This window comes from Micromonospora sp. HM5-17 (genome assembly GCF_003762835.1).
In the GTDB taxonomy this organism is placed as follows: Bacteria; Actinomycetota; Actinomycetes; order Mycobacteriales; family Micromonosporaceae; genus Plantactinospora.
Genome location: NZ_RJWA01000009.1, coordinates 68,482 through 81,553 on the forward strand (window position 1 = coordinate 68,482; position 13,072 = coordinate 81,553).

Consider the following 13,072-nt stretch of genomic DNA (forward strand, 5'->3'; position numbering starts at 1 on the left):
ACCCAACACGCCGGCAGAAACATCGGGAACGCCGGTACGAACCGGGCTAGGATCGCCGAGGTCTGGGCGATCATGGTGACGGAGCCGGAGACGACGGAGAGTCGAAGATGACGAGGCTGCCCGACGAGGTGGTGGCCGCAGTTGGTCGCGTCACGATCGCGGCTGGCGACCTGGAACTCATTCTCGCCTGGATCGGGGCGGACCAGGCTGGCGGCAACGCGTTCGAGGTCCTGGCCCGGCCGGGGGAGCCGGTCCGGGCGGCCCGGGACTCGGTGGAGTTCGCGGCGCCGCACTATCGCGAGGCCTACCAGCCAATCATCGAGATCGCGGCGAAGCTGCTCGCGAAGCGGCACGCGGTGGTGTCGGCGATGTGGGTCAGCGAGGCGCCCGAGGAGTCGGCGCAGCGCTGGGAGCTGCTCGACGAGAAGACCCACATCCGACAACTCGTCGACCCCCGGGCGTTGGACGAGCTGGCCCGGCAACTCCTCCAGACGCGCAACCGCCTGGTGGAGATCGTGACCGCGCAGCTCAACAACGAGCCGGTCCCGGCGTCCTGACACCTGCCCGACGTTGACGCGGCCCGACGACCCGGCACGGGGGAGGCGTACATGCTGAGGGACATCCGCATCGAGCAGGTCGGACCGGACCGGTGGACGACGTGGCGTGACCTGCGGCTGCGGGCCCTACGCGGCGACCCGGACGCGTTCGGCTCGACGTACGACCGGGAGGCGGGGTTCGACGAGGCGACCTGGCGCTCCCGGGTCGACGGCACGACCGGACCCGCGCTCCTCGCGTACGCGGCGGACCAGCCGGTCGGGATGGGCGCGGGCCGGTGCGACGAGCCGGGCTGGCTGATGGTGGTCGCGATGTGGACCGAGCCGTCGTGGCGCGGCCGCGGGATCGGCCGGCAGATCCTCGCCCACGTGACCGGCTGGGCCGGTACGCGGGGGCTGCGCTGCCACCTGTGGGTCGCCGACGGGAACCCGGCCGCCCGTGCGCTGTACGAGCGGTACGGCTTCCGCTCGGACGGCGAGACGATGCGGCTGCGGGAGGACAGCGAGCTGACCGCGCACCACCTGGTACTCGCCGCCGGGTGAGGCGCCCCGCTTGGGTAACCGGCGTCGCCGACGGGCGGCGTTGAGCACGTCAGACGCTCTGTCGGGCGAGCGGTCCGCGCGGCGATCCTGGGCGCACCAGCGGATGCGCCTGGGAACGCGTCGCACGGGGTCGCTGGGGTCACGCGTCCGAAACCGACGGCAGGCGGCCTGTGCACCGGGCCCTGCCGCGGTGCCGGTCGCCGGCGGTCTCCCGGGGACAACGCCCACTCCCAGGCGCGGGCAACGATGCGCCCGGAGGAGGAGCGGCACGTGAGACGACGTACACGATGGAGCGGGGCGCTCGCCAGGTGCCGCCCGGCTACCGGAACGCCGCCGCGGCGCCCCCGAAGGCGGGTACGGCGGCGACCTGTTCGGTGAACAACGAACCGGATCCGCTGGTCCTGAACAGTTTCGACTGGGTCTATCTGGACCGGGGCTACATCAACGCGACGGCCGACCCGGAGCGGGGCTGCCTCTTCGTCGTCTCCGGGTGGTACCTGGAGTCCCGCTCGGCGCGTACGCCACCGTGCCGTTGGGGCTGCGTTCGACCGGTGGTTCGTCTACGACACCGGCGGTGGCGGCCTGCCGTTCCTGCCGTGGCCGGCGGTCGGTGACATCGTCTTCGGTGCCAGCAACGGCTCGGACCTGACGACGAAGGACTCGCTCATCTTCCTCACCGTCTGGCCCGGTCGGCAGCGGCTCGCCTACGCCGGGCCGCGCGGTCGGCCCGATTCCGCCGGCCCGATTCCGCCCGACCGTGCGGTCGCCGGCGCCCCTCACGGGACCGGCCGTCGTTCCCCTCCCGCCAACTCGTCCGATCGGTTGAGTGTCCGCCCATCGAGTTGTGGCAATGTCGAGGTGGTCGGGTGGCCGCGGGAGGTGCTCGCTGGATGCGACAGTGGCCGTTCGAGGGACGTGAGCCGGAGCTGGCGGCGATCGAGGCGGCCTTTGCCGGGTTCACGAGCAACGCCGTTGTCGTGACCGCGCCGGCCGGACTCGGCAAGACCCGGCGCGGGCCGCCAGTCCGGCGGCGCGGACGCCCCTGTTGGCCGACGACGACCTGGCCGGCCTGCTCACCCCCGGGAGCGGCAGATCGCGCTGCTGGCCGTCCGGCACACCAGCCGACAGATCGCCGAGCGGCTCGGACCGTCCGTCCGAACGGTCAACAACACCCTCGCCCGGGCGTACGCCAAGCTGGGCGTCACCGGACGGGCACAACTGCGCACCCTGCTCGGCATGGCGGACGACCGACCGGCCGCGACAGTGGGTGACCAGCAAGCCGGGGCCGGCATCCCGGGCAGGTCATCGGCCCCGGGCCGGCACTCCCCGGGCAGGACGGCCGAGCCGTGACCCACGACCTCCGGCCCGCGAATGTCGCTGGTCAGCGCCGTAACGCGTATCCGCCGGCCGCCATGTCGCCCCAGGTCCCGGCTCTGCTGCCGGCCGGCTCACCGGCGGGATCATCCGCGCGTACGCGGGGAGCACTCATCCGGGCCGCATCGCCGCGCCGCTGTCAAGTGATCACCGGCAGGGTGGCACGCCGGGTGCTGATCGTCGAAGTCCTAGGAGGAGGGCCTGATGCCGACGTACGCGCAGCTCCAGGCCGAGCGGTGGTGGGGCCGGGAGGTCGTCACCGACGAGATGGACTGGCTCGGCGACGAACTCTGCCGGCGGACCGGCCGGCCCCGGGCCGCGGTCGGGATCAAGGGCGACAACCTGCACCTGCGGGGGGCGCACCGGTCGCAGGAGTGGATCCTCAGGTCCCGGTACGCCACCTCCCGGACGTACACGGTCCAGTCTGGGCTGACCGCGACCCAGGCCCGGCACATCGCCGGCCTGGACTTCAACCCCGGCAGCACGTCCGAGATGATCCGCCAGTCCACGCGGATCATCGCCGCGATGAAGGCCGGCCGGCTGGACGAGATCGTCGAGTTCTTCGGCACCACCGATGGCCGGACTGTCGACGGCTGGAACACCCGGAAGAACCGGAGGCTCACCGCCGACTCCAGTCATCTGTGGCACTGGCACCTGAGCATTGATCGGCGGCACTGCGCCGATCGGCGACTCATGGAGCGGATCCTCGCGATCGTGCTCGGAGACGACGACCCAGGAGGAGACGACATGCTCGGAGTCAGAAGAGGCGACCAGGGAGACCGGGTGCTGGCGCTCCAGCACACGCTGATCGAGGCCGGATTCGACCCGGGGAAGCCGGATGGCGTGTACGGGGAACGGACGGCCAAGGCCGTCTTCGAGATGCGGAAGGCGGCTGGCAGTGTCGCCGCCAAGGACGGCAACGAGATCACTCCCGCGACGTACGCGCAGTTGCTCAAGATGGTGGCGAGGCGGAACGGCGCCGGGAGGCAGGGGCCTGCCGGCCCGCAGGGTCCCGCCGGCCCGCCGGGGCCGCGGGGCGAGCCCGGGCCGCCGGGCGAGATCGACTACGTACGGCTCGTCGATGAGCTGCTGCGCCGGCTCGCCGCGCAGTCCGGGCAGGAGTGACCGTGGATCCCCGCCACCTGATCGGATGACCGGCCCGGGGCTGGACTCCGCAGGCACCCCGGGCCGGCGGGGCGCCGGTCGGCTCGTACACGCCGACCCGGCGCCCATCACGGAGGACCGTAGAGGTGATCACGAAACGCCACAGGGACAAACCGTCCCCCCGGGGCGGCTACCCGTCGAGGCCGATCGCGAGCGCCAGCTCCCGCGCGTCCTCACCGACCGTGCCCCGCCGGCCGGCGAGCTCGAGTACCGCCATCCGGGCGTGCGGCCGATGGCGGACGGTATCGACGCTCTCCCGCAGGGCCCGGCCGAGGAGGTGCACGGCCGCGACGTCCTCGCCGCGCATCAGGTACGCGCGGGCCGCATCGATTAGGTGGGTCGCCCGGCGAGTATGGGACGGCAGGGACGAGTAGTCGGTGGCGGTGGCCCGCCGGATGGCCTCCCCGGGGCGCACGAGGTCGATCTCCACCGTCACGCCGTAGGCGGCAACGGCGGCGGGCCCGAACATCAGCCAGGGGTGGGCGTACCTGTCCCCGAGCCGGGCCGCCGTTGCCTCGGCGGCGTCCCACGCCCGCCACGCCTGCCCCGCCCGACCCGCCTTGGCGTGCCCCAGCGCCAGGCCGAGGTGGAGCTGTCCCCAGCGGGCAGCCTGCTCCGGACCGCCAGTGGGGTCGAGCATCGAAGCAGCGTCGGTGAGCACCTGCTCGGCGGCGTCGACCTGGTTCGACGCCCGGTACACGTGGGCGTAGTACCAGGCCGCGACCGCGATCGCGCCCGGGTCGTCCGCGTCCTGCGCGGCGATCATCGCCCGGTCGGCGGAGAGCCAGACTTCGGGGCGGGGCCGCCACTTCGGACGGTACACCGCCCGGCCCGGCGTGTAGAGCTTGTAGGCGTACGGCTCGCGGCCCACGCTGGACCGGTCGCAGCGGCCGGACGTATTCGATCCCTTATCGAGGCTTTACCGCCACTTGGCGCTTGGGTGATCTTAGCCTTACGTTCCGTCAATTTCAAACGTGTGTTCGATCGGATCTTGATCGCAGCCCATGGGGACCGAAGTATCCGATCTGTGGCAACCAGTCGCGCTTGCGTCACTCGGGCGGTGACTCATGGCTGACTCACGATCTTGTAGGAAGATCAAGAAAGCCCCAGATCAGAAGGCTCTGACCTGGGGCTTTTGCTGGTCGGGGTGGCCGGATTTGAACCGACGACCTCTTCGTCCCGAACGAAGCGCGCTACCAAACTGCGCCACACCCCGAAGCGTGCTGAGTCATAGTAGCCCACCCGTCCCGTCGGGCAAATTCGGTATCCCGCCCGCTGCGACGGGTCCCACACCAGCCCGCCCAGCAGCCCGGTCGACGGCGGCCGACGGCCCAGCTGACGACGGCGACCGGCTGCCCCGATGGTCCGGCCGGGCGGCCGCGCGGCTCGGGCGGGGCGATCGGCGAAGCCGCCCCTGCCCGGCCGCGTCGGCGTGACGGTCAGCGGGGGATCAGGGTCAGCAGTGACGCCTCCGGCCGGCAGGCGAACCGGACCGGGGCGGTCGGGTGGGTGCCAAGCCCGGCGGAGACGTGCAGCCAGGCGTCCGACCCGGGCCAGCGGTGTAGGCCTCGGGCCATGGACCGGGGCAGGCCGCAGTTGGTGGTGAGGGCACCGACGAACGGCACCCGGACCTGGCCGCCGTGGGTGTGCCCGGCGAGCAGCAGGGTGAAGCCGTCGGCCGCCATGTCGTCCAACACCCGGGGCTCCGGCGAGTGGGTAACCCCGATCGCCAGGTCGACCGCCGTGTCCACCGGCCCGGCGACCGCGCCGTAGTCGTCCCGGTCGACGTGCGGGTCGTCGACGCCGACCAGCTCGATCGTCCGTCCGCCGGCCTTGATCGTGGTACGGGCGTTGTTGAGGTCCGCCCAGCCCGCCCCGACCAGCACCTCTCGGAGATCCTCGACGGGCAGCTCGACGCCCTGGACGTACTCGCGCTCGGGCAGGAGGTAGCCGAACGGGTTCTTCCAGACCGGCCCCCGGTAGTCGTTCGAGCCGAAGACGAAGGCACCCGGCAGGTCGAGCAGGGGTTGCAGCGCACGCAGGGCCCCGGGGACCGCCTCGGGGTGGGCCAGATTGTCCCCGGTGACCACGACCAGATCCGGGTCGGTGCCGGCGAGCGCCGCCACCCAGTTCTGCTTGCGCCGCTGGTCGGGCATCATGTGCATGTCCGACAGGTGCAGGATGCGCAGCGGTTCGGCGTCGGCGGCGAGTACGGGTACGTCGTACCGGCGCAGGGTGAACATGTTGCGCTCGATCAGCGAGGCGTACGCCAGGGTGGCTCCGCCCGCCACGACGGCCCCGGCGGCGAGCCGGAATACAGTGCGCTTTCGCATGGTGCTCAGGGTAGTTTGGCCATTCATGAGCACCTTGAAGGACCTCCTCACCGCCGACATGCGCAGCGCGTTGAAGGCCCGCGACGAGTTGACCACCTCCACCCTGCGGATGGCGCTGGCCGCGATCGGTAACGCCGAGGTCGCCGGCGCGGAGAAGCGGGAACTCTCCGATGACGAGGTGCTGGCGGTGCTGACCCGGGAGGCGAAGAAGCGCCGGGAGGCGGCCGCTGCCTTCGCCAACGCCGGCCGCACCGAGCAGGCGGACCGGGAGCGGGCCGAGGGCAAGGTGTTGGAGCGCTACCTGCCCAAGCAGCTCTCCGATGAGGAGTTGGCCGAGGTGGTGGCGGGAGCGCTGGCCGCCGGCGGGTTCACCGGGCAGCGGCAGATGGGCCCGGCGATGAAGGCCGCGCAGGCCGCGGTGGCCGGCCGGGCCGAGGGGAGCCGGGTGGCCGCCGAGGTACGCCGCCAGCTCGCCGCCGGCTGAGAGCTGCGGGGTACGCCACCGGCGGACGGCCGGCTCGACAGCCGACGGCCCGGGTTCGGGCCACGACACGAGGCGACGACCGAGGCCACGGAACCAGGCCAGGGAACGAGGCGGGCGGGCACCCAGTGCGGGTGCCCGCCCGTTCGTCGTACCCGATCGGCGGCTGGCGGTGCGGTGACCTGGCGGCGGGATCCGCCGGTTAAGCTCAGCGGCCCGGCGGTCGGGGACCCCCGGGTCCGCCCGGTCCACCGGGACCACCCGGTCCGTTCGGTCCGCCCGGTCCGTCGCCGTCGGACGGGCTCTGCCCGTTGCTGACCAGGATCGTCACCGGCCCGCCCTTGATGGTGCGGCCATCGGGGCTGGTCCCGGCGGCCGTGCCGGCCGGGCACCGGGAGTTGACCCGGGTCGGGGAGATGTCGACGTCGAAGCCGGCACCGCGCAACCGCGACCGGGCGGTGTCGATGGACTGGCAGGTGACGTCGGGAATCGAGCGCTGCTCCCCGTTGACCAGCTTGCCGCTTGGCGGGGTGAACTCGATCGCCTCCTTACCCTTCATCGCGTCCCGCAGCGTCTGGTAGACGGCGTGGTTGACCCCGCCGGGCTCGTTGTGGCCCATCCTCTGGGTCGTGTCGGCCCAGTCCGGGTCGGCGAGGATGCCGGCGACCGCGAGCTGCTTGGTCATCACCACCAGCGAGGCGGTCTTGTCTCCGTCGGTGGTGCCGCTCTTGCCGGCGACCGGCTTGCCGACGATGCCGCGGACGTTGCCGGCGGTGGCGCCGGCGCACCGGCTGGTGGCGGAGCGGTCCCCGACCGGGCAGCGGGCGGCGTCGACGGCGGCCCGGGCCACCTCGGTCTTGATCCTCTGCTCGCAGCGCGGGTTGGCGATGTCGAGCTTGTTCCCCTCCTGGTCGCGAATCTGCTGCACCGGGATCGGTTCACAGTACTTGCCGTCGGCGGCGAGGGTGGCGTACGCGTTGGCCAGCTCCAGCGGGGTGGTCTGGGAGACACCCAGGGTGAAGGCGCCCCACTGCCGGGCGGCCTGCTGGTTGTTGGCGAAGCGGGCGTCGTTGCTGGCCCGGAAGGTGATCCCCATCCGCTTGGCCACCTCGACGACCTTGTCCGCGCCGACCCGCTCCTGGAGCGGCACGAAGTAGGTGTTCACCGACTTACCGAAGGCGCTCCACATGTTGTGCCGGCCGGCCATGCTGGCGCTGGCGTTCTTCGGGCAGTACCGGTTGGTGCCCGGACAGGCGGCGGGGGAGTTGTACTCGACGATGTAGTTCGAGCGGTAGACCGGCTTCGCGTCGATCGTCGTCGCGAGAGGGTAACCCGCCTCGAGGGCGGCTACCAGGGTGAACATCTTGAACGTCGAGCCGGCCTGGTAGCCGGTGATGTCCCCACCACCGGTGAGCAGCGGGTTGGTGGTGTTCGGGTAGGTGCCGCGGATCCCCTTCGCCCGCTTGGCCGGGTTGCTCGACAGCTTGTTCTTCGGGTGCTCCGGGTCGTCGAGCTTGTAGTTCCGGTTGACCGCCAGGGCGCGGACCCGCCCGGTGCCGGGCTCGACCACCGCCACCATCATGGCTTCCTTCTTGCCCGTCTTGACGTTGCGCTCGACGGCCTTCTTGGCGGCGGACTGCACCTTGGCGTCGAGGGTGGTGACGATGCTGTAGCCGCCGCTCTTGAGCCGCCGCTCCCGGTCGTACGGGGTGGCGCCGAAGGTCTCCTGCTGCATCCACCAGCGGTAGAAGTAGTCGCAGAAGAAGCCCCAGTCGTTCTTGTTGGCCGCGACGCAGCCGTTCGGGGTGCGCTTGTCCTTGACCACCAGCTTGACCGCCTTGGCCGCGGCGGCTTCCTCCGGCGTGATCGCCCCGGTGTCGACCATCTGGTCGAGGACCCAGTTGCGCCGATCCACCGCCGCCGGGTAGCCGGCCTTGGTGGTCGGGTCGTTGTCGGAGGGGGCCTTGACCATGCCGGCCAGCATCGCGGCCTCCTCCAGCTTCAGGTCCCTCGGATGCTTCCCAAAGTAGACCTGGCTGGCGGCGAAGATGCCGTACGCGCCGTTGCCGAACGGGGCGATGTTGAGGTAGCCCTCGAGGATCTGTTCCTTGGTGAGGTCGGCCTCGAGCTGGAGCGCGTACCGCATCTCCCGCAGCTTCCGGGCGCTGGTGTCCTCGGTCGCCGCCACCACGTCCTGGGGGTGGGTGGCGGAGTAGGCGATGCTGAGCCGGACGTATTGCATCGTCAACGTCGAGGCGCCCTGGGTGGTGACGCCGGCCTGGTTGTTGGCGACGAAGGCGCGGGCGATACCGTTCATGTCGACGCCGTTGTGCTCGTAGAAGCGTTTGTCCTCGGCGGCGATCAGCGCCTTCTGCATGATGGGGGCGACGTCCTTCAGCGGCACGTCGCGCCGGTTCTCGTCGTACATGGTGGCCAGCGGCGTCTTGCCGTCCGACGCGTAGAGGTAGCTGATCTGCGGCGCCTTCTTGACGGTCAGCTCGGTGGGGAGCTTGTCGAACGTCTCCGCGCCGGCCTTCGCGGCCAAGCCGGTCATCGCCACCGCGGGGAAGGCGGCCGCGGCGACCACGACGCCGGCCAGTAGCCCACAGATCAGCAGCGACGCGGCGTTGGTGAAGACACTGTGGTCACGCTTCCGCATCCAGGTCACCTCGACAGGGTACGTGAGTCAGCACCGAGGCCGCCTCCGGCGTACTTTCCCCCATTTCCTGCGGGCGCCGGCCTCGTTGTGCTAAACGCACGACCCCTGGTGTGCGGTTGCGGGCTTCTGCTGCCGAGTCTCCTCCATCCGACGAGTCTCCGCAGCGTTTTCTCGGATCGTCGCCGGGTAGTCAGGGCCGGATTGCCGGACAGAGCATCACGGACCGTCCGGGTTGATGGATTTGGCTGACAACGTTGCGTAATCGGATGACTACAGAGCATGATGGTCGGGCGAGAGAATCGCACGTCGTCCGTGGTGCCCGGGGGGAGGGCGCCGCGGGTGGCCGGGGGGTTATCGCCGGCTGACCGGCTCTGGTCGGTAGCGGGACTGCAAGGGGGGACAGAAACAGATGGGCATGATCACAGACTGGCCCACGTTGGCGGCGTGTCAGAACGGTGACCCGGATGCGCTGTTCGTGCAAGGCGCCGAGCAGAACGTGGCGAAGCGGATCTGCCGCAGCTGCCCGGTCCGGTACGAGTGCCTGGCCGACGCGCTCGACAACCGCATCGAGTTCGGGGTCTGGGGCGGCATGACCGAGCGGGAGCGTCGGGCGCTGCTGCGCCGGCACCCCAACGTGCCCAGCTGGCGGAAGATGTTCGAGGCGGCGATGAAGAGCAAGGACGCGGCGACGAAGAAGAAGGACAAGGTTCTGGTCAACGCCGGCTGAGGCGCCGGACCGCCGGGCCGTCAGCCTCGGCTGATCGCGGCACCGATCGTGCGGAGCCCGTCGACGTCGTGCACGTCGGCGGGCTGTGCCGTGACCGCCGCCGTCGGCACCTGGGGGAACGCGTCGGTGAAGACCCGCGCCACCCGGCGCTCCCGGGCCGCCTGCTGGGCCAGCGCCGCGTGTGCCCGCAGCGTCTCCACCGTCGCCTCGTGCCCGCCCAACTCGGCGAGCCGAGCGGCGGCGGCCAGACTCTGCTCCGCGGTCGGTACCTCCACCGCGGTCCGGTGCACCCGGTTGAGGACCAGGCCGGCCAGCGGCATCCGCTCCTCGCTCAGCCGGCCCGCGAAGTAGGCCGCCTCCCGGATCGCGTCCGGCTCCGGCACCGCGACCAGCAGAAACGCCGTCTCCCGGGCCTGCAGGACCCGGTACGTCTGCTCCGCCCGCTGCCGGAAGCCGCCGAACATCGAGTCCAGCGCCGCCACGAAACCGGACAGATCAGTGAGCAACTGGGCGCCGAGCACCTTCTGCACCACCCGGGAGAACATCCCGAACGAGGCGGTGACCAGGCTGAACATGCTTCGCCCGCCGCTGCGGGCGGGGGCGAGGAGCAGCCGGAGCATCCGGCCGTCGAGGAACCGGGAGAGCCGGGCCGGCGCGTCGAGGAAGTCCAGCGCGGAGCGGGACGGCGGGGTGTCGACCACGATCAGGTCCCACTCGCCCCGGGCGTGGAGCTGGCTCAGCTTCTCCATCGCCATGTACTCCTGCGTACCGGCGAAGGTCGAGCTCATCGCCTGGTAGAACGGGTTGGCGAAGATCTCTGCGGCCTTCGCGGGATCGGTGTGCGCGAGCACCACGTCGTCGAAGGTCCGCTTCATGTCCAGCATCATGGCGTGCAGCTCGCCGCCGCTGGCCTCGGCGTCGATCCCCTTGACCTGCCGGGGCGTGTTGTCCAGCTCGGTCAGGCCGAGCGACTGGGCCAGCCGCCGCGCCGGGTCGATGGTCAGCACGACCGTACGCCGACCGTGGCGCTCCGCCGCCCGCAGCGCGAGCGCGGCCGCCGTGGTGGTCTTGCCGACCCCACCCGCGCCACAGCAGACCACGATCCGTATGCCGCGATCGGCGAGGATCCGGTCGATGTCCAGCTCCGGCGCTGGGTGATCGGAACGCACGAAACGAGCGTATCGGGACCGGGTGGCCGCGACGGCCTGCTGGCGCTCAGGTGTGAGTCAGTCGGCTCCGTCCCACCCGTTCGGGCGCTCCGGTCCGCCGCGCGGTGACCCGACCCACCCGCCGGTCAGGAGCCGCGGCGCACCGGCCGGTCGGGGGAGATTCACCCGCGGATCAGGAGGAGGCGGCCAGCAGGCTGTCGGCGATGACCTCGAGCCCGGCCCGGTCCACTCCCTCGGCGAGCAGCGGCAGCCGGACCAGCGGCAGACCCAGCTCGACCAGGTCGGCCCGGAGGGACTCCTCGAGGTTACGGCGGATGGCCTGGTCGCGGGCCTCGGCGTGAAGCCCGGCGATGGTCGCCCGATCGGTCGGGAGCCCGACCGCGGCCAGGCCCCGGCGGAGTTCGGCCTGGGTGACCATGCCGGCGAGCAGCGGCGGGCGGGTCGCGTTCAGGATCAGGCGGCCGACCGGGATGCCCAGCTTGCCGAGCTCGGCGATCGCGTCGATCGTCTCCTGGACCGGCATCTCCTCCAGCAGCGTCACCAGGTGTACGGCGGTCATCGGCGAGCGGAGCAGCGCCGCGACCCCCTCGCTCTGGGTCTTGATCGGCCCGACCTTGGCGAGCCGGGCGGTCTCGGCGGTGACGTTGAGGAACGGCCCGATCCGACCGGTCGGCGGGGCGTCCAGCACCACCGCGTCGTACACCCGGCGTTGGTTCACCGTCCGGGTGGTGGCCTCCTTGACCTTGCCGGTGAGCAGGACGTCGCGCAGGCCGGGGGCGATGGTGGTGGCGAAGTCGATCGCACCGAGCTTGCGCAGTGCCCGGCCGGCGGCGCCGAGCTTGTAGAACATGTCCAGGTATTCGAGGAGTGCCTCCTCGGGGTCCACCGCCAGCGCCCGGACCTCGCCGCCGCCCCGCGCCGTGGCGATCGTCCGTTCCTCGTACGGCAGCGGATCAGTGCCGAAGAGCTGGGCGATCCCCTGCCGGCCCTCGACCTCGACCAGGAGGGTACGTCGGCCGTTACGAGCGAGCGCGAGCGCCAGCGCGGCGGCCACCGTGGTCTTGCCGGTCCCGCCCTTGCCGGTGATCACGTGCAGCCGGGCGGGCCAGGTGTTGCCGGCCCGATCGGCGGCGGCCGGCTCGCCCGGCTCCTTGCTCGCGCGCACCCTCTGAGGGTAGCCAGCCGGGCTGGTCAGATCACGTCGCAGACCCACCAACCGGTCTTCTCGACCACGATGAACCGGAGCTGCTGCTCCGTCGTTCGTTCGTCCGCCGTCAGCACGGTGAGCGTGGTGGAGACGACGGCCCGCTCGGCGTCCTGCTCGTCCAGTTGGGGCTGCGTCCACCGGAAGCGCGGATCGGCGTACGTCTCCGCGTAGTCGGCCACCTCCTGGATCTTGCTCTCGATCCGTTCGGTGTCGCGGGCCTCCGAGCAGACCAGGCTGGCCGCCTTCTCGGCGTTCTGTTCGGTGTACACCGCCTTCAGGAAGCCGTCGACCGCGGCCACCGGGTCGGCGGCGCCCTCGCCGGCGTCGAGGTTGCGTACCACCAGGAAGGCGGAGACGCCACCGGCGAGGCACAACAGCAGGGTCACGGCGAGGACGACCGACGCGACGAGCACGGCGCGTCGTCTCCGAGGCGGCACCGGTACCGACCCGACCGGTGGCGGGCCGGGGAGAGCCGGATGGGGCGGACCGAACTGACCGGGAGGGAGCTGGTGTGGCGACACCTGGCCGGGGGGTGGCTGGTGGGGCGGTGCGGCGTACCCGGGGGGAAGAGGGGTCGTCGCAGCCGGTCCGGAGACCGGGGCCCTCACCTCCGCGCCGGCGGGTACGGTCGGCGCCGGGTCAGGAGGCCGGGGCGGCTCTACCGGTGCCGGCTCCGCGGGTACGGCCGCAGCGGCGGCACTCCCGTCGGCCGGGATGCCCGGGTCTGGCCGGACGGCGGACTCCGTCGCTCCTGCCGGCGACGTGCCGTCCGTGGGGTCCGGGCCGCCGGCCGGGGCAGCGTCGCCCGCGGCGTCGGCCGTGGTCGCCGGGTCTGCCGAGCGCGCCCCGGGGTCCGTGGCG

Annotated in this window: 11 protein-coding genes, 1 tRNA gene and 2 pseudogenes; 7 read left to right on the forward strand and 7 right to left on the reverse strand. The window is 71.7% G+C overall.

Translation table 11 applies throughout. The features are described from left to right. Positions 1–107: 107 nt before the first annotated feature. The 5 genes and pseudogenes from EF879_RS22410 (at position 108) to EF879_RS22430 (ending at position 3,596) form a co-directional block, all read left to right on the forward strand. Positions 108–557: a hypothetical protein gene (locus EF879_RS22410; protein WP_123561802.1), complete on the forward strand. Its 450-nt coding sequence runs from the start codon at positions 108–110 to the stop codon at positions 555–557. Positions 558–608: 51 nt separating this feature from the next. Further along, positions 609–1,097: a GNAT family N-acetyltransferase gene (locus EF879_RS22415; RefSeq protein ID WP_123561804.1), complete on the forward strand. Its 489-nt coding sequence runs from the start codon at positions 609–611 to the stop codon at positions 1,095–1,097. 287 nt (positions 1,098–1,384) lie between these two features. Next, positions 1,385–1,711 carry a hypothetical protein gene (locus EF879_RS22420; protein WP_148086522.1) on the forward strand — a complete coding sequence of 109 codons (327 nt, stop codon included), beginning with the start codon at positions 1,385–1,387 and terminating at the stop codon, positions 1,709–1,711. 475 nt (positions 1,712–2,186) lie between these two features. Continuing rightward, a pseudogene (locus EF879_RS22425) lies at positions 2,187–2,447 on the forward strand (LuxR C-terminal-related transcriptional regulator); the annotation flags it as partial. 228 nt (positions 2,448–2,675) lie between these two features. Continuing rightward, a complete protein-coding gene (locus EF879_RS22430; RefSeq protein WP_123561808.1) occupies positions 2,676–3,596 on the forward strand; it encodes a peptidoglycan-binding protein in 921 nt (306 codons plus the stop codon). A gap of 169 nt (positions 3,597–3,765) precedes the next feature. Here EF879_RS22430 and EF879_RS22435 read toward each other — a convergent pair. From EF879_RS22435 to EF879_RS22445, 3 genes and pseudogenes are all read right to left on the reverse strand, one after another. Then, positions 3,766–4,440, reverse strand: a pseudogene (locus EF879_RS22435) (XRE family transcriptional regulator); the annotation flags it as partial. 334 nt (positions 4,441–4,774) lie between these two features. Further along, positions 4,775–4,851, reverse strand: a tRNA-Pro gene (locus EF879_RS22440). Positions 4,852–5,074: 223 nt separating this feature from the next. Beyond that, positions 5,075–5,968: a metallophosphoesterase gene (locus EF879_RS22445; RefSeq protein ID WP_123561810.1), complete on the reverse strand. Its 894-nt coding sequence runs from the start codon at positions 5,966–5,968 to the stop codon at positions 5,075–5,077. A 25-nt stretch (positions 5,969–5,993) separates the two neighbouring features. Between EF879_RS22445 and EF879_RS22450 the strand changes: the two genes are divergently transcribed. Next, the gene (locus EF879_RS22450) at positions 5,994–6,452 is read left to right on the forward strand and encodes a GatB/YqeY domain-containing protein (RefSeq protein ID WP_123561812.1); all 459 of its coding nucleotides are present in this window, start codon (positions 5,994–5,996) and stop codon (positions 6,450–6,452) included. Positions 6,453–6,657: 205 nt separating this feature from the next. On the opposite strand, the gene EF879_RS22455 is transcribed toward EF879_RS22450, so the two are convergent. Continuing rightward, positions 6,658–9,108, reverse strand: a complete 2,451-nt coding sequence (locus EF879_RS22455) for a transglycosylase domain-containing protein (RefSeq protein WP_123562029.1) — start codon at positions 9,106–9,108, stop codon at positions 6,658–6,660. Between the two features lie 409 nt (positions 9,109–9,517). Between EF879_RS22455 and EF879_RS22460 the strand changes: the two genes are divergently transcribed. Then, on the forward strand, positions 9,518–9,835 hold the full coding sequence (locus EF879_RS22460; protein WP_123561814.1) for a WhiB family transcriptional regulator: 318 nt from the start codon (positions 9,518–9,520) through the stop codon (positions 9,833–9,835). A gap of 20 nt (positions 9,836–9,855) precedes the next feature. Here EF879_RS22460 and EF879_RS22465 read toward each other — a convergent pair whose 3' ends face one another. From EF879_RS22465 to EF879_RS22475, 3 genes are all read right to left on the reverse strand, one after another. Next, positions 9,856–11,004, reverse strand: a complete 1,149-nt coding sequence (locus tag EF879_RS22465) for an ArsA-related P-loop ATPase (RefSeq protein ID WP_123561816.1) — start codon at positions 11,002–11,004, stop codon at positions 9,856–9,858. Positions 11,005–11,176: 172 nt separating this feature from the next. After that, positions 11,177–12,169 carry an ArsA-related P-loop ATPase gene (locus EF879_RS22470; protein WP_123561818.1) on the reverse strand — a complete coding sequence of 331 codons (993 nt, stop codon included), beginning with the start codon at positions 12,167–12,169 and terminating at the stop codon, positions 11,177–11,179. 26 nt (positions 12,170–12,195) lie between these two features. Further along, entirely contained in the window at positions 12,196–12,624 is a 429-nt protein-coding gene (locus EF879_RS22475) for a hypothetical protein (RefSeq protein ID WP_233604669.1), read from the reverse strand. Between the last annotated feature and the right edge of the window lie 448 nt (positions 12,625–13,072).

Bases quoted from the DNA above. Each gene is read 5' to 3' on its own strand.
- EF879_RS22410 (WP_123561802.1), top strand. From the start codon at position 108: ATGACGAGGCTGCCCGACGAGGTGGTGGCCGCAGTTGGTCGCGTCACG.
- EF879_RS22415 (WP_123561804.1), top strand. From the start codon at position 609: ATGCTGAGGGACATCCGCATCGAGCAGGTCGGACCGGACCGGTGGACG.
- EF879_RS22420 (WP_148086522.1), top strand. From the start codon at position 1,385: ATGGAGCGGGGCGCTCGCCAGGTGCCGCCCGGCTACCGGAACGCCGCC.
- EF879_RS22430 (WP_123561808.1), top strand. From the start codon at position 2,676: ATGCCGACGTACGCGCAGCTCCAGGCCGAGCGGTGGTGGGGCCGGGAG.
- EF879_RS22445 (WP_123561810.1), bottom strand. From the start codon at position 5,968: ATGCGAAAGCGCACTGTATTCCGGCTCGCCGCCGGGGCCGTCGTGGCG.
- EF879_RS22450 (WP_123561812.1), top strand. From the start codon at position 5,994: ATGAGCACCTTGAAGGACCTCCTCACCGCCGACATGCGCAGCGCGTTG.
- EF879_RS22455 (WP_123562029.1), bottom strand. From the start codon at position 9,108: ATGCGGAAGCGTGACCACAGTGTCTTCACCAACGCCGCGTCGCTGCTG.
- EF879_RS22460 (WP_123561814.1), top strand. From the start codon at position 9,518: ATGGGCATGATCACAGACTGGCCCACGTTGGCGGCGTGTCAGAACGGT.